The organism is Streptomyces sp. NPDC018031, assembly GCF_044327625.1.
Lineage (GTDB): Bacteria > Actinomycetota > Actinomycetes > Streptomycetales > Streptomycetaceae > Streptomyces.
The window spans coordinates 1-14,688 of the sequence record NZ_JBIRFT010000041.1 but is presented as its reverse complement, the minus strand read 5'-3'; the positions used below and the strand labels follow the sequence as shown (position 1 = coordinate 14,688).

At 69.3% G+C, this 14,688-nt stretch carries 12 protein-coding genes; 4 read left to right on the top strand and 8 right to left on the bottom strand.

Going from position 1 to position 14,688, the window contains the following annotated elements; genetic code table 11:
* The first annotated feature begins 1,139 nt into the window (after window positions 1-1,139).
* Entirely contained in the window at window positions 1,140-1,760 is a 621-nt protein-coding gene (locus ACH4B3_RS34050; RefSeq protein WP_398469631.1) for a hypothetical protein, read from the top strand.
* Window positions 1,761-1,815: 55 nt separating this feature from the next.
* Window positions 1,816-2,235, top strand: coding sequence for a helix-turn-helix domain-containing protein (locus ACH4B3_RS34045; RefSeq protein WP_398469629.1), 420 nt, complete (start codon window positions 1,816-1,818; stop codon window positions 2,233-2,235).
* 639 nt (window positions 2,236-2,874) lie between these two features.
* On the opposite strand, the gene ACH4B3_RS34040 is transcribed toward ACH4B3_RS34045, so the two are convergent.
* The 6 genes from ACH4B3_RS34040 to tap all read right to left on the bottom strand — a co-directional run bounded on the left by ACH4B3_RS34040 (window position 2,875) and on the right by tap (window position 9,034).
* Window positions 2,875-3,426 (bottom strand): hypothetical protein, encoded by a 552-nt coding sequence (locus tag ACH4B3_RS34040; protein WP_398469627.1) that lies wholly within the window; start codon window positions 3,424-3,426, stop codon window positions 2,875-2,877.
* Window positions 3,427-3,522: 96 nt separating this feature from the next.
* The gene (locus tag ACH4B3_RS34035; protein WP_398469625.1) at window positions 3,523-3,708 is read right to left on the bottom strand and encodes a hypothetical protein; all 186 of its coding nucleotides are present in this window, start codon (window positions 3,706-3,708) and stop codon (window positions 3,523-3,525) included.
* A 179-nt stretch (window positions 3,709-3,887) separates the two neighbouring features.
* Window positions 3,888-4,781 carry a PIN domain-containing protein gene (locus tag ACH4B3_RS34030; protein WP_398469623.1) on the bottom strand — a complete coding sequence of 298 codons (894 nt, stop codon included), beginning with the start codon at window positions 4,779-4,781 and terminating at the stop codon, window positions 3,888-3,890.
* A gap of 359 nt (window positions 4,782-5,140) precedes the next feature.
* Window positions 5,141-6,046, bottom strand: coding sequence for an SLATT domain-containing protein (locus ACH4B3_RS34025; RefSeq protein ID WP_398469621.1), 906 nt, complete (start codon window positions 6,044-6,046; stop codon window positions 5,141-5,143).
* A gap of 53 nt (window positions 6,047-6,099) precedes the next feature.
* On the bottom strand, window positions 6,100-6,657 hold the full coding sequence (tpg, locus tag ACH4B3_RS34020; RefSeq protein ID WP_398469619.1) for a telomere-protecting terminal protein Tpg: 558 nt from the start codon (window positions 6,655-6,657) through the stop codon (window positions 6,100-6,102).
* Between the two features lie 232 nt (window positions 6,658-6,889).
* Window positions 6,890-9,034 carry a telomere-associated protein Tap gene (tap, locus tag ACH4B3_RS34015; RefSeq protein WP_398469617.1) on the bottom strand — a complete coding sequence of 715 codons (2,145 nt, stop codon included), beginning with the start codon at window positions 9,032-9,034 and terminating at the stop codon, window positions 6,890-6,892.
* A 154-nt stretch (window positions 9,035-9,188) separates the two neighbouring features.
* Here tap and ACH4B3_RS34010 point away from each other — a divergent pair, with 154 nt between their 5' ends.
* Window positions 9,189-10,991 carry a zeta toxin family protein gene (locus ACH4B3_RS34010; protein WP_398469633.1) on the top strand — a complete coding sequence of 601 codons (1,803 nt, stop codon included), beginning with the start codon at window positions 9,189-9,191 and terminating at the stop codon, window positions 10,989-10,991.
* Here ACH4B3_RS34010 and ACH4B3_RS34005 read toward each other — a convergent pair.
* Entirely contained in the window at window positions 10,955-11,224 is a 270-nt protein-coding gene (locus ACH4B3_RS34005) for a hypothetical protein (RefSeq protein WP_398469615.1), read from the bottom strand. The genes ACH4B3_RS34010 and ACH4B3_RS34005 overlap by 37 nt on opposite strands.
* Window positions 11,225-11,419: 195 nt before the next feature.
* Between ACH4B3_RS34005 and ACH4B3_RS34000 the strand changes: the two genes are divergently transcribed.
* The gene (locus tag ACH4B3_RS34000) at window positions 11,420-14,086 is read left to right on the top strand and encodes an ATP/GTP-binding protein (RefSeq protein ID WP_398469613.1); all 2,667 of its coding nucleotides are present in this window, start codon (window positions 11,420-11,422) and stop codon (window positions 14,084-14,086) included.
* Window positions 14,087-14,395: 309 nt separating this feature from the next.
* Here the strand turns inward: ACH4B3_RS34000 and ACH4B3_RS33995 are convergent.
* Window positions 14,396-14,688, bottom strand: a 293-nt coding sequence (locus ACH4B3_RS33995; protein WP_398469611.1) for a hypothetical protein, incomplete at its 5' end; no start/stop codon positions are given.

Below are 14,688 nucleotides of genomic sequence, written 5' to 3'. Positions count from 1 at the left end.
CCCGCGGAGCGGGATACTGCGCGGCAAGCCGCGCAGTAGTGACGGCTCCGCTAACGCTCCGCCAGATTCCCGCGCAAGCGCGGGAATCGAATTCCGTAAAACGGAATTCTAAAAGCGGGTCAATTCGCGCAAGCGCGAATTGGGGGCACCCGCGCAAGCGCGGTTGCCTGGACTGGCAGCGAGAGGGTGCATCGTGCGCGGGCCTGTGTTGGGCTTGGGGTTCCTGGCCACTACCCCCGCAACGGAAGTGGCGAGCTGTCGGCTCGACCGGATGCCGGCCTCACCGCAGTGACGGGCTCCGCTGCGCTTCACGCGAAGCCCTCCCATGGCACCGAATCGACGTGTTCACGCTTACTGATACGACGTCAGCATACACGCCCAACCTTCCGAGTGATGCAGATTCTGCCGCCGTGTCACCCGGGTGAGGGAACCCATCACCGGAGTGATGCATCACAGGCCATCGCTGTGTAGCGTTTGGGTCTGAGCCGCACCACCCCAACCCCTAGTGACAAACTACCGGCAGAATTAGAGATTGCGCGGCCGTGAATCGCTCAGCCACAGAACGGAAGGCCAGATATACGAGCACTGGAATTCGACGTGCGGAGGTACCGGAGCCGCCCGGCCCCCTGGGGCCGGGCGGCGGGACCGCCCACCGGCACCGGCCACGCTTCCGTGCTTTTGAACGTCACGGCCGGTACGACCCGAGACTCAGAGCCGCTGCTGCTGTCCACGGCCCGCACGGGGGCGCGGCGCCGCACGCGAAGCGAGCTCAGCCACGGAGGCCGGCCTCCCCGATCCGGTTGGTTGTCGACGGCGACACGCCCGCTGCTGCCAGCTGTTTGTGCTGCGCACCGCGCGGCGTGTCAGTGAGGTTCGTGTGGCAACCGAGCTCTAGTGACACATAAGAGCGTTTCGCGTCGAAACCGGCCCTGACCTGGGGCGATGTGAAACCGTTTGTTCTAGATCTCCAGAACAAACGCGTCCCGGGTGTTCTGGAGATCTAGAACAAACACCCCCCGAAGCTGACGTGTCGTCAGGTGACTGTGAGGCACTGTTTGTTCTGCCCCTCCAGAACAAGCCGGTTTACCTAGTGCTACCGTGCTCCCCGAAACATTGATCATCTCTGGAGGGCTGTGCTGATGGAACAGCTGCCGATCGTCCGCCCCGGCGAGCGCGTTGTCGCGCGGTCGGACGGCAAGGGCGGCTTGATCCTGGGCGTCGAGAAGATCAAGGGCCGCGAGTTCGCCGCGAGCGCGGAGTGCAGCGGCTACGTGCTGGACGCCCGGCTGCTGATGGACGTGCTCGGCAGTCTCAAGATGCCCGGCTCCTGGTTCCAGGTCTGGTGCAAGCTCGTGGCGCTGCAGAACGCCAACCGCGCCGACGACAACCTCCGGGCCGCCGCCCGCGGCTTCGTGAAGACGAACCAGCGTGACCTCCAGGCCCGGTGCAACCTGTCGGCGGCCTCGGTGAACGAGGCGTCGCAGTTTTTCGCGCACATCGGCTGGATGCGCACCGCCAAGCGCGGGATCCTCCAGCTGAACCCGTGGCTCACGGTGGCCGGCACCTCCGGCGAGCAGGAGAAGTGGCAGGCGCTGTGGAACAGCGCGGAGGGCCCGGCCTGCATCATCCCGCTCTCCGACTACCCCACCGAGTGGCGCCAGGCCCGCGAGGCGGAGAAGAAGGCCGCCGAGTCGGCCCGCCGCAAGGAGAAGGTCGTCACGCTGCGGCAGCGTCGGCCCGTACGTAAGGCGAGCGCATGACCGCGCGCGGCATATCCTCGAAAGACGTCAACCGGATTGGAAGTGGTGAGGCTCCGTGAGCAGCTCTTACGTCCCTAGCCCTCCCACAGAGGCCCCTGTCACGATCCCCCGTGACGTCCTGCGCCTCCTGGCCCTGGTCGACATCACCACCGCCGGCCGCCGAGTCCTGGACCAGTTGCTGTACCTCAGCGACCCGGAGACCGGCACCGCCGAGATCAGCCAGAACGAGATGGCGCGCGAGCTGGGCGCGAGCAAGCCGACCGTGAACCGCGGCTTCAAGGAGCTGCGGGAGTGCGGACTCGCCTGGGGCCTCGAGGACGGCCGCTACCAGCTCCACCCGCTGCTGACCGGCGGTGCGGTCTCCTCCCCCGTCATGGCGGTGCCCGAGATCAAGGCTGCCGACCCCGAGAGCTTCACCGAGCAGCGACGGGCCCGGTTCGCCGCCCAGGTGGCCAATCTCGCCGCCACCGGCTGAACACACCCCACCGAGGACCGTGAACGGCCCTCCAGCGGGCTCCTGGCCCCGGGAAGATACACAGGCGCTGCACCTCCGGGTGCGGCGCCTTCTTCATGCCCGCATACGATCAAGCCGGTAGCACTAGGTAAACCGGATTGTTCTGGGAGAGCAGAACAAACGCCAGCCGCTCCGCCTCGCCCGCCGCGAGCAGCGGCCGGGCCGGTAGCACCAGGTGAACCGGATTGTTCTGGAGGAGCAGAACAAACGGCGGCCCCTCGGCGCACGGACGCTGTATGCAGCAGCCGTGCATGGATCTCCTGCCGGATATGGCAGATCTGCGCTGTCATGCAGCCGCGGGGACGGGCCCGTGCTCCTGCTGCCTGCCTCTGGAGCAGCGGGTATCGGCGGGGTTCGAGCAGCGTGCAGCAGCTGGCCGTGCTGCACCGGCCGGGGCCGGCCTGCTACCCGTGCAGCACCCGTGTGCCGCCTGGCCCATGCAAATGCTGCGCTGCAGCCCGATGACCACCGCCAGGACCACGAGCAGCACCCCGGCGACGACCGCTGCTACCCACCGGGTAGCAACCTGTTGCACACCACGGCGAGCAGCACGACCAGGAGCAGCGGCATCTCACGGACGCAGGCCCGCGCCTCACACCCTCACACGCACGGCGCCCACCTGAGGAAACGGGCTGTGAGTCTCACAGGAGCGGGCGGGATGGGAGGTCTACAGGACGGTGCCGTGAGGGCGCGGCGGTCGCCGGACATCGCGTAGCGGAGGGGCGGCGAGGCCGTGTTCGAGGGTTCGCCGATCTGGTCGCACAGCAGCGCCAGGACGTCGGCGGCCTCGATGTCGAAGAGGTAGGCCGCCGCGACTTCGAGCATCAGCTCCCCGATCGCGTGCGGGCTGGCGGCGAGGTCGTCGACGACAGCGCGCAGCGCGGCGACGGCCGGGTCCGCCGGCGGATCGGCGGGCGGCGGAGGCGGGGCTGTGCGGATGTAGCGGACGGCCTGGCGGACACGGCGCGCACCGTGGCCTCGTCGAGGGTCTGGAGGCCGCTGTGGGCGAGCGTGGTGAGGCGGCGGGTGAATCAGCTCCGCGACGTCGCTGCTGCGGCTGGAGACGGCGATCAGGGCTCGCTGGGAGAGGCCGTAGTCGAGCGCGGCGGCGGGGTCGCTGTCTCGCGTGCGAGACGTCTCGGTGCCGGCCATGACCGCTGCGTGGATCGCGGTGAGGGAGCGGGCGACATCCAGGAGCCGGTACGCCTGGGCGCGGCTGATGCCGAACTCCGCTTGACAGTACGACTCCTAGCTGTTGTGCCCGAGGGGGAGCCAGACGCGGGCGGCGTGCGCGTCACGGACGCGGGCAGCGAGCACCGCCACGGAGCGCCGGACGGCGTCCATCGCGTCGCGCAGCCCGGCCGTCATCTCCCGGGCTCGGGGCTGCAGTGAGCGGCGGCCGCGCCGGTTCGGCGCCGTGCTCCTGGTCTTCATCGTGCTCGCCCACGACTCCATCGTTCTCCGGGTCGGCGGGCAGGACCAGGGCATGTGGAAGCATGGGGGCGAGCTGCACCTCACAGGCTCACAGCCTCATAGGCACGCCGTCTACCTGGGGAAACGGGGTGTGAGCCTCACAGCTCAACACCCTGCCGGGAGGCCTCGGTCTGCGCGGATCAGGGCTCGATGAACGGCAGGGCGACGGCGTGCAGTTTGGTCTGGAGGTTGATGTCGCTGGTGGCGACGTACCACGCGGAGCCGGGGTGCTGGGACTGCAGAAGCAGGGTCGAGGCGATGAACCGGTCGTCTGGGACGTCCAGGTCGAGCCAGTCGGGCAGCGCGTCGGACTTGGGCTCGATGTACTCGAAGACGGCGTAGACGTCGCCGGCGACCCGGATCCCGAGGGTGACGTCGCCGTTGTCGCGCAGCCCCTTCAGACGCCGGTCGGCCTTCTTGGCCGCTTCCCGCAACGTCTCGGTCCGGCCGGCCCGCTTCTTGTCGTCCAGCTCGCGCAGCACGACCGGCAGCAGGTGCGCCATGTAGCGCGGACCGATCTGCCCGGTGTAGGCGGCGAGATCGGGGTTGTCGATCAGCGCGTTGGTGTCGACGGTGAGGCGCACCGGCCACGGGTCCGTTGGTAGCAGATCGGTCAGGTTCCGCAGCTGTTGGATGGACGCCTGCAGGAGGTTCACCGCCTCCGGCATGTGCTGCGGGATGGACCAGTCGGACCACGTGCCCTCGCGGAGCAGCCAGCGCTCCAGGTACTCCAGACTCTCCTTGAGCTTCTCCGCCGCCTCGGGAGTCGGGTGCGGGAACAGCAGCCGGAACCGCGGCTGCCAGCCGCGCAGACGGCGCAGCAGGTCCATCCGCTGGGACTCCAGCGCCGGGCCGCTCGGTGCCCAACCCCAGTCCGCAGCGCCGAGGAGGATCAGGCTGTCGCCCGGTTCGTTTGGGTTCACGTACTGGATCTCGGAGGCATCCAGCACCGCGAGGTAGTCCCGCTCGATCGCGTCGAGCTGCTCTAGGAGGCGCTCTCGGTAGGTCGGCGGGAGGGGCTTCTTCTGCGGCATCCACCGATGATGGCCTACCCCACTGACATCCTCGGCCCCGTCAGGTCCTGCCGCCCGGGAAAACTCCTGCCCCAAGGACCTGTTGGGGCCTACGCTCCCGTCGTGTACAGCAGCACCTATCCCCTGCCGTTGACCGGGGGCGGCTTCCGGCACGGAGTCTTCGCCACGTCGGTGCTCACCCAGGACGTCACTGCGGCGCTGAAGGCGCCTACGCGTACCGCAACCGCATCTCCAGCGACACCCGCGCGAAGCTCGCCCGGTTCGGCACAGAGGCCTTCAAATCCTGGGGGAGCCGTCCGTCCAGCACGAGGTGGCAGGGTGTATGGCCAGCGTACTCGCGAAACCTCTCTGTCGTGGTCCTACTGCTGAGGTTGCTGGGTGGAAGTGCTCTGTTCTGCTGGCTGGTCAAGCTGCTGCTGCCGTCGCCGTTGCTCGTTACGAAGGGATTCGACGCGCTGCGCGAAGTGAGCTAGCAGCTCTTCATTCTGATGTGGACTAAAATTGCTGTACTCGCCGACTCCTAGCAGTGCCGCGTTCAGTTCCTCTTCGATAGCGTCCGCACTCTGTTGGAGAAAGTAGCTTCGTTCGCGGAATTTGTAGTAGCCACTGAATCCAGATGCGCAGGTGACGACAAAACTGATGCCGATGATTACTTTTTTCTGCCAGTTTAGGCCAGGGTCGAGGGCCGCAACGGCGGCGATGCTGGCGGATCCAAGGGTGATCAGAGCGTGCAGGCTGTTGTGTCGTCGGCGATACCTGCGACTCAACGCTGCATAATCGTCGATCACTTCGTGGGCATTTTCGCGGTACAGGGCCCGCTGCTCAGTGACCGAGGAGTGCGTCCGAGCGCTGAGGAAGTGAAGCTGATCCAGCAGAATGGCCAGATCCCGCTCCAGGTCCTCACGGTCAACGATCAGCTCAGTGTTGTTCGCTGACGTAACAGTTACATCGCTCCCGGCGAGCCAAATCAGCACCACAATACTGGACAACAGGAGAGGTAGCCATATTGCGGTCGCGGTGCCAGCAACCGATCCGAGATCTCGACGGTTCAGCTCGACGGAGACAGCAATACCGGAGAGGAGTGATAAGGGGGCGAGCATTCCTGCGGCGACACCTAGAATGGATCGAAATTTGAGAACGCGAAGTAGTCTCTTTTTTTCTTGAATGTTGCGGCGAATGTTATGGATTGCCTCGCGCGCTCTCAGATCCTCGCCGCTGGCCGATAAAGTGCCTTGAGTGGAATTGGTGTGCCCGCTGTCAGTCATGATATCTCCTCATGTATTCGCGAATCGGAAAGTGCTGGTTCTGTACCTCTCCCTTAATAGTCGAGATCCAGATAGTCGATGTCGTTGATCGCCACGTCCGACAGGCCCATGGCGCGACCGCCGCCGTCCTGAAAATACACTTCTTTAAACCCTTCGGCGATGATACCGCGCATCTGCTGGTCGCTGGCTCCGGCGTCGCGGGCGTCGAACAGGCGCTGCGCGTAGGTCGGAGGGAGGTGCACGGTGAGTCGCCGGAACCGTCCGTCGTCGGTCGTGCCGACCGGCGCGGTGTAACCGAACCGGGCCCGGGTCTCCACGGTGATCCCGCCGGTGGTGGCGGCCTGCCGCTGCCGGCGCTTGCGTACCTGGGGCTGCCATCGCTGCCGTACGGCGTCGTCGATCTTCGAGGCGACGTCGGCGCGGGCGTGCTTGCGGGCACCGCGCCGGTAGCGGTTGACGGAGTCGGCGGTGACGCCGATTTCCTGGGCGACGGCCTTCGCGCTGCCGAGCTGCCGGATCAGGTAGCCGATCTGACCCTTCAGCGTCTTCGGCGGCGCCTTGGTGAACGACTCCCGGTCGGCCCGCTCGATGGCGTCCTCGATCTCTCCCACAGTTTCAGCTCCCTTCGGGGGTGGGGTCCTGGTCATCGGGGTCGACCAGGTGGAACCAGGGCTCGCGCGTCTCGCGCGGGTCGTGCCGCCACAGCTCGAACCGCGGCGACGTGCGGCGGGTACGCGTTGCCAGCTGCAGGCCTCCATGCGGCCCTCCGGGCGGTTCAGCGTCCGCTCCAGCTCCGCGCCCGGCCTCCAGGGACGGGACGGAACCGGTGCCGGAGGCCACGGTCTACTCGCCTTCGTCTAGGACCGCGTCGCCGCCCTTGATGTGCCGGGCTGGGTTGAGGCCCTTCTCGATCAGGTCGACCGCCCACAGCATCTCCTGGACGCCCTCCAGCTTCGCCAGGCCGGGCGTCGGCCCGAGGCGGAAGCCGCCCGGCTGCGGCTTGCCGGAGGCGGCGTAGGGGAGGAAGTCCAGTGGGCTCGCGCCCGGCGAGGGGTAGACGACGCAGTCGGAGAGCACGGCGAGCGGGAACAGCCCGGTCATCTTCGCCATGTTGTTGAGCTTGCGGTGCATGTTGACCCGGGCCTTGCTGATGACGGCGGCCCGGATGTCGGGGCGCCAGGTCGGCCGCTCCAGGGCCGGCCACCGCTCGCCCTCCTTGTAGTGCTTGCCCTGCGGCCGCTCGCGGAGTTTGCCGACGCCACCCTTCACCGTGGCCTTGATGGCGGACAGGACGGCGGCCAGAGCCGGGTCGACCTGCTTGTGCTGTTCCATCGCGGCGAGGAAGGCGCGGTCGTCCAGGTCCTTGGTGACGCCGAGGTCGGCGAGGGTGTCGACGTAGGCGTTCTTGAGCCGGTCGTGCCACGGGTCCAGGTACGCGCCGGTCTCGCGGCGCAGGTACGCCTCGATCGGGTGCACGTCGTAGCCGAGCTCCTGGGCGTAGGCGACGGTGTGCGTCTGGTACCAGGCCGGGCCCGACGGTCGGGTGCCGTCCGGCGTGAACGGGCTGGGCAGGCGCGGGTCCAGTTCGATGTGGGACAGGTCGACCAGCCAGGAGCCGGGGATCTTCGGGTTGAACTTCACGTTGTGGAAGTGGTCGGGCGCGGACAGGCCGACGACCAGGCGGGCTGCGGCTGCGAGGAAGGCAGTGTTGAGGTCCAGGCCGACCGCGAAGGGCAGCATGCACTCCTCATCGCTGAGCGAGTCCACCGACCGCACCCACTGGTAGGCCTCCTCGTTGAGGAACCCGCCGGTCCAGCCGGACTGAACGACGACGGGGTGCTCCGGGGTGGCCTCCGGCGGGGCCGGGTCCATCGGCTCCGTCCCCAGCGAGCCCGGGTTGTGGCCCGAGATCCAGTTGCCGGTCTCCTCATCGCGCTCCGGCTTCGTCGGCGGGCGCAGCGCCGTCATCAGCTCCAGGCCGGAGACGGCGGTGGATCCGCGGGGGGTGATGACCCGCTGGGCGTAGACGCCGAGGACGCGGGCGATGTCGGCCGGTTCCATCTCCGGGACGCCGGGCCAGGAACGTTCATCGAGGGCGTCCCAGGACAGGATCGCCAGCTGCACGCACTGCCGGTCCCGGCCCTGCGCCTTGCGGTAGATCCGCGCCCACGGGCCGAACCCGCGCTGGGTGAGCTGCCACTTCGCCTTCGCGACCTGTTTGACGACTGGGTGGTCCTCCGGCAGACGCAGGGAGCGGCGCTGCTCGTGGCCCTCCAGTCGCTCCGGCAGCCCGAGCTTCACCGCGGCCGCCGCCGTGAGCACCATCAGCGGGTCGGAGTCCTTGCCGTAGCGGTTCAGCTTCGGCGCACCGAGGCCGGACTCGCGCAGCGTCCACTCCACCAGCTCCGGGATCGTGGTCGCCGGGCAGTCCAGCACGATCCCGTCGACGCCGTACGCGGAGCCGTCGCCGTCCAGCACGGCGAGCGGGCCGTGCGGGAAGCGCGGGTCCACTGCGGGGGTGGCGGCCTTCTTCGCCGTCGGGCGCCGCGACGTCGACGGGGGGCGCGTGGCCGGGCGGGCGGGGCGCTTGGGCGCGGCCGGGGCGGCGGGAGCCTGGACCGGTGCGGCGGCCTTCGCTGCGGGAGTGGTCGGGCCAGTGAACGTGTTCGGCACCTGCGGCTGCGGCGCGGCGACCGGGGCCACCGGGGCCGGGGGGAGCACGGTGGGTGCGCCGTGCGGCGGGTACTTCGCCGCCCAGCCCTTCAGCAGCCGCTGATACGCCGCCAGGCGCGATCCTGTCGGCTCGCTGCGGCCGTTCTCCCAGTTCTTGATGCTCTGGGTCGACTTCAGTTCCAGGGCCTGCGCGAGGCGGGCCTGGGTGATGCCGGCGGCCTCACGGAGTCGGGCGCGCTCGGCCGGAGGCGGGAGCTGCGGCTCCTCGTCCAGCAGGGCGTCGATGTTCGCGAACAGCTCTTCCTCGGATGCCATGTCACTACCTCCAGGCTGAACAGTAGCAGACTTTAGCTCTCTATTTAGCTCGAACATTTAACCCTGCCGGAAGTCTGCTACCGTGTCGTCGGTAGATCATTCAAGGACACAACACCCATGTGAGGACGGTCAGTTGGAGCGCGCCATCCGAGCGGTGCTGAGCGAGGAAGAGCATCAGGACGTGCTGCGCCGAGTGATCCTTCCTGCCGCGGCGAAGGAGGCTGTGCGCCAAGGCCAGCCGGTCGTTGTGATCGTCGGCGGCCAGCCCGGCGCCGGAAAGACCGCCGTCGCCGACCTGATCAAGGCGGCTTTGGACCACCGTGGGGGTGCGGTGCGGATCTGCAGCGACCTGTACAAGACCGCGCATCGCCAGTACGGCGAGCTCCTGGCTGACGATGTCCGCACCGCTGGGGTGAGGGTCCGGCCAGACACCCGCCGCTGGCAGGCTGCGGTCGAAGAGCACGTTCGCGTGCATGGGTTCGACGCGGTGGTCGAGTCCGCCCTCGCCGACATCGAGGAGCTCCGGACGTCGTCGTATGCGTACCGGCGGGCCGGCCACGGGGTCGAGGTCGTGGTGGTGGCGACGGCGGAGGCAGTCAGCCAGCTCGGCGTCCTGGACCGTTTCCTCGCCGAGGCGACCGAGGGCGGAGGCCGGTATGTGTCGTGGAAGAACCACGACGCCTGTGCCCGGCAAATGCTGGCAACGCTGGCGGTCATTGAGGCCGAGCAGCTAGCCGACCGCATCACCGTCGTACGGCGCGACGGCACGGTGCTGTACGACAACGAGCTCGTCGACGGCAGCTGGCGGCGTCGGCCGGCGGCCGAGCGGGCGGTGGCCTACGAGCGCTCCAGGCCCTGGACCGCGCAGGAGACCGCCGTCTTCCGCCGGGAGCTCGCGCGTACCGATCAGCGGCTGCACCGCGACCTCGACTGCGAGGACCGGCGCCTGGCGGTCCAGCGGGATGCCGAGCGCGCCACCGCGCTCGCCGAGCCGGTCCGACGCATCGCCCAGCCGCGACGGCGGGCACCGGGCGTGGACTACCACCGACTGTCAGCCCAGGAACACAAGTGGGTATTCGACGAGCTGATCGCGCCGTCGTACCTGAGCGGCATCGTTTCCCGGGACGATCCCCGCGCGGTCTACGTGCTGGGCCAGCCGGGGGCGGGGAAGCTGCTGGCAGCCAGGATGGTGAAGCGCGCCATGCGGCCGGGGACGACGCAGCTGGTCGGCGACGACTTCAAAGCACAGCACCCCGACTACCTGCGCCTGCTGGAGGAGGACCCCCGCAATGCCGGGGCCGCGATCCGCGCCGACTACCGCGCCTGGTTCGCCGAGGCCGAAGCGTACGTGCGCCGGCGCCGCGGCGACACGCTGATAGAGGGCGCGCCGGGCAGCGTGGAGGAGTTCCTCGCCAGCGCACTGCCGTTCGCGGCCGACGGCTACCCGGTCGAGCTCGTGGTCCTGGCCGTGCGGGAGGCGGACAGTCTGCTGTCCACGGCGCTGCGCTACGCCCGCTCCCTCCACAGTGGCGGCTACCCGCGCTTCACCTCACGAGCGGGCCATGACGTGTGCTTCCGCGCCCTGGCCGACGTCGTCGACGCCGCGCAGCGGCATCCGGCGATCACGGCCGTGACCGTGATCCGGCGGGACGGCGAGGCCCTGCTCCGACAGGAGAGCGGGGGCCGGCGGGCGACCTGGGCGCTCGCCGCGGAGCGCACGCGGCCGTACACCGCAGAGGAGGCCGAGCGGTTCCTCCGGCTCCATCAGGCGCTGCGCCGGGCGCTTCCCCAGCACCGGCGGGAACTGGACGAGATCGCCGACCTCGCGCGACCGATGATGCCCGCGCGGATGCAGCCGGCCCGCATCGACCGGCCGCACCCGCACCCCTGGCCCCTGCCAGTACGGCGCCTGCCCTCCGGCTACGACCCCTTGAGCTCCTTCAGACGGGCTGCGTAGACCGTGGCGATCCGCTCGGCCTCCTCCGGGTCGGCGGTCGCCAGCTGCGCCTGGTCGGCGAGCGCCGTCTGACGGCCGGCGGTCAGTTCCTCGATCCGCGCCTCGTCGGGCACCGGCGTCCTGCGCTCGGCGGCGATCTGGGTGCTGTACCAGGTCACCACGTCGCGGACGATGTCTGCCGCGGCCTGCTCTTCGCCGCCGTCCAGGCCGGAGAAGTCGGGGCTGTCGGACATGGCTACCACCTTCACGTTGATCTTGCCGGGAAACGGTCATTGTCTCCCTGGCCGATTCCGGTGGCACAGTGCCGCGACGCGCCACGTCCGCGTACGGAATGCCTTCGCGCTCTCCGGCGTCCGGGGGATGCTGCCCCAAGGGGCCGGCTACCGGCATAGGTTGGCCCGAGGTGATCACCGAATCGGGGGTTGGACGTGGCAGGTCGGGATCTCAGGGCGCTGTTCAGCACGAACGACCGCGGCCTGGAGGCCGGAGAGGCCTTCACCAACCGCCAGATGCAATGGGAGCTCGTCGCGGCCGCGCTCAGCGAGCACCTGCGGCACACGGCCGATACAGCCTTCGACGTGGAGGACCTCGAGGCGCCGCGCGACAACGTGCTCGCGTTCCACGGGGTCGGCGGCATCGGCAAGACCACGCTGTCCCGCAAGCTGGAGGCCGCACTGGCCAGCGCCGACCGGCCCGTGCAGTGGGGCGAACCCACCTGGGCCGGGGAGCACATCCTGCCCGTACGGATCGACCTGTCCCGCTCAGCCGGCACGGACTTCGAGCAGCTCGTGCTGATGATCAGGGCCGCGCTCAGTACGCTCGGCCGCCCACTGCCCGCCTTCGACGTGGCGCTGCGCCGGTACTGGGAGCACCAGCACCCGGGCGAGAGCCTGGAGGAGTACCTGCGCCGCGGCGGCCTGGTCGGCCGGTTCGGCAAGGCAATGCCGCAGCAGATGCAGTCCGCCATGGCCGACGTCGCCCAGGCACTCCTTCTGCCCGGCAGCATCGGTACCGCCGTCGGACAGGTGACCGGCTCCCTCGTCCGCGCCCTGCGCGAGCGCAGGCAGACCGTACGAGCGCTCGCCGGCTGCGCCCGGCTCGCCGACCTACTGGAAGCCGAACCCGACCTGGAATCGCTCAGCTTCTATCCCCACCTGCTCGCGTGGGAGCTTGCCCAGCTCCCGGCCGACAAGCGCGTCACGCCGGTGATCCTGCTGGACACCTTCGAGGACGTCGGCGACCGCACCCACCGCGACCTGGAGCGCCTCATCCAGCGGGTGGTGTGGCTGATGCCCAACGCCTACTTCATCGTCACCGGACGCTCCCGCCTGCAGTGGGCCGACCCCGCCTTGCAGGGACAGCTCGACTACACCGGGCCCACCGCCTGGCCCGGCCTGGCCGGTGCCGCCGTCCCCGGGGCGCGTACGCGGGCGGCAGCAGGGCGCCGCGGGCGGCAGGTGCTGATCGGCGACTTCTCACCGGAAGACTGCAACGACTACCTCGCCCGCCGACTCTCCCGCGACGGCCAGCCCTTCCTCAACGCCCCCATCCGGCAAACCATCACCGACCGCTCCCACGGCCTGCCTCTCTACCTCGACCTGTCGGTACTCCGCTTCCTGGAGATCCGCCGCACCCGCGAGCCGGCCCCGGCCGACTTCGACCACGACTTCGGTGCCCTGATCGCCCGCACCCTCTCCGACCTCACCCCCGACGAACGCCACGTCCTGCGCTCCATCAGCCTGCTGGACGCCTTCGACCTCACCCTCGCCACTGCGGCCGCCGGCCTGGGGCACGAAGCTCCGGCGATGCGGCTGATCGAGCGGCCGTTCGTCCGCGATAACCCCTTCGGCCTGTGGCCCTACCACCTGCACGGCCTGATCCGCTCCACCATCCGCAGCGCCGACGACGCCACCGACGACCGATGGACCCAGCGGGACTGGCAGCAGGCCGCTGACCGAGCCCTGGCCGCCCTCGGCGCCCAATGGGCCGCGCACACCGGGCGGGACCGGAGGCTTTTGGTCGGCTGCCTGCGCCAGGGCCTCCCGCTCGCCCGCGACTTCCGGCTCGACCTCGGCTGGCTCGCCGACGCGGCCTGGGCGTACGTCAGCGACTCTGTGTGGGAGCCCATCGCCCCACCCGCCCGACCCGGCGGCACCAGCACACTGGAAACGGCCGCCGACGCCCTCGTCGAACTCCTCACCGCACTCGCCCGCCGCCAGCACGAGCACCGCTCCGTCACCGTCTCCCAGCTCACCACCATCACCAGCAGCGGGCTGCTGCCGGCCGACCTGCACGAGATGGCCGTGTACTACCTCGCCAAGGCCCACCGTGATCTCGGCAACTCCGCCGCCTCCCGCCAGGGGATGCAGGTCGTCGCCGACGGCACCGGCCGCCTCGCCCCCGCCGCTCGCCGCGGCCTGGCCCACCTCGCCCGCCTCGCCGGCGATTTCCCCACCGCGTACGACACCGCCCAGACCCTCGGATGGGCCGGCCGACAGCACCGCGTCGAGGGTGACATCGTCTGGCCTCACGGCGACATGAACCGGGCGGCCACCGCCTACGCTGCCGCACGCGACCAGGCCGAACGGCACGGCGTCGCCGGAGAACGTGCCACCAGCCAGGCCCAGCGCGCTCTCGTGCTCGCCTTCGCCGACCCTGACGCCGCGGACGACGAACTGCATCTCGCCGAGCAGCTCCTCACCGGTCTTGACCTCCGCGCCACCAACCTCACGGTGAGGATCGCGTCGCTCGTCCGTGACGCGGGCGCCCTCCCTGGACTTGAGGCCGCCCGAGCGCTGCGCGCCGAGATCCGCGACACCGGCATCACCGCTGCCGAAGCCACCCTCGAACTCGCCTTGGTCTTCCATCATGCCGTCCAGGGCGAGGAGGACAAGGTCGGTGTCGTCATCAATCGGCTGCACGAACTCGCCGGGACCGGCGACTACGCCTACTACGTCGACATCGCCCACTTCATGGCCGGCCTCCGCCTGCCAGGCGGCTCCTCCGCCCACTGGCTCGACGGCCTTGAGACGGTGCGCGCCCGCTGGCAGCAGCTCGTTCAGACCCGCCGAGCACACCTCAGCACCGGCCAGTAACCAGTCACAGGGTCAGGGCGTCAGATCCAGGACACGAACCGGCTCACCGATCCCCCGGTTGGGTGCGGTGGTGGCGATCGCCCCGTCGGGGCAGTCCGGAGTCGGCTGGGCTGCGTACTACGGGCAGTGTGCCGCCGCCCAGGTGTTCTGCCGGGCCACGGCCAAAGTATCTGGGGAGCGTCGAGGCGTCAGGCATGTGAGTAACTGCCCTATTTGGAGACGTGCCTCACAGGTGTCCGACCGAGGGGGGGTCTTCAGGCATGTTGGTGATGTTGGGACCGGATGATTCGGTCTGTGGCCCTGGCCTGGTCACTCCAGGTCATCCCATGCCCATGAAGGGGCGGCACTCCCATCGGGCTCCCGCCCGAACCGGAATCGGCTCCGGTGGTCGCTGATTTTTATGAACCGGCCGAAGTGTCCCGCTGCAGGTAACCGTGCGGCCAGGACAGCCGCCTGCTCCTCCGCCCCTGCCTCCCGCAGTACGCCGAGCAGGCGGGCCACGGCGTCCGGGTCCTCGAGGGCGACGTGCGCGGCGGCTCGCTCGGCCAGGACAGCCGCCTGCCCCTCCGCCCCCGCCCCCCGCAGTACGCCGAGCAGGCGGG

Excerpts from the sequence above, each read along its gene's own strand:
- ACH4B3_RS34050 (WP_398469631.1), top strand. The coding sequence starts at position 1,140 with ATGGAACAGCTGCCGATCGTCCGCCCCGGCGAGCGCGTTGTCGCGCGG.
- ACH4B3_RS34040 (WP_398469627.1), bottom strand. The coding sequence starts at position 3,426 with ATGGCCGGCACCGAGACGTCTCGCACGCGAGACAGCGACCCCGCCGCC.
- ACH4B3_RS34005 (WP_398469615.1), bottom strand. The coding sequence starts at position 11,224 with ATGTCCGACAGCCCCGACTTCTCCGGCCTGGACGGCGGCGAAGAGCAG.
- ACH4B3_RS34030 (WP_398469623.1), bottom strand. The coding sequence starts at position 4,781 with ATGCCGCAGAAGAAGCCCCTCCCGCCGACCTACCGAGAGCGCCTCCTA.
- ACH4B3_RS34025 (WP_398469621.1), bottom strand. The coding sequence starts at position 6,046 with ATGACTGACAGCGGGCACACCAATTCCACTCAAGGCACTTTATCGGCC.
- ACH4B3_RS34035 (WP_398469625.1), bottom strand. The coding sequence starts at position 3,708 with ATGAAGACCAGGAGCACGGCGCCGAACCGGCGCGGCCGCCGCTCACTG.
- tap (WP_398469617.1), bottom strand. The coding sequence starts at position 9,034 with ATGGCATCCGAGGAAGAGCTGTTCGCGAACATCGACGCCCTGCTGGAC.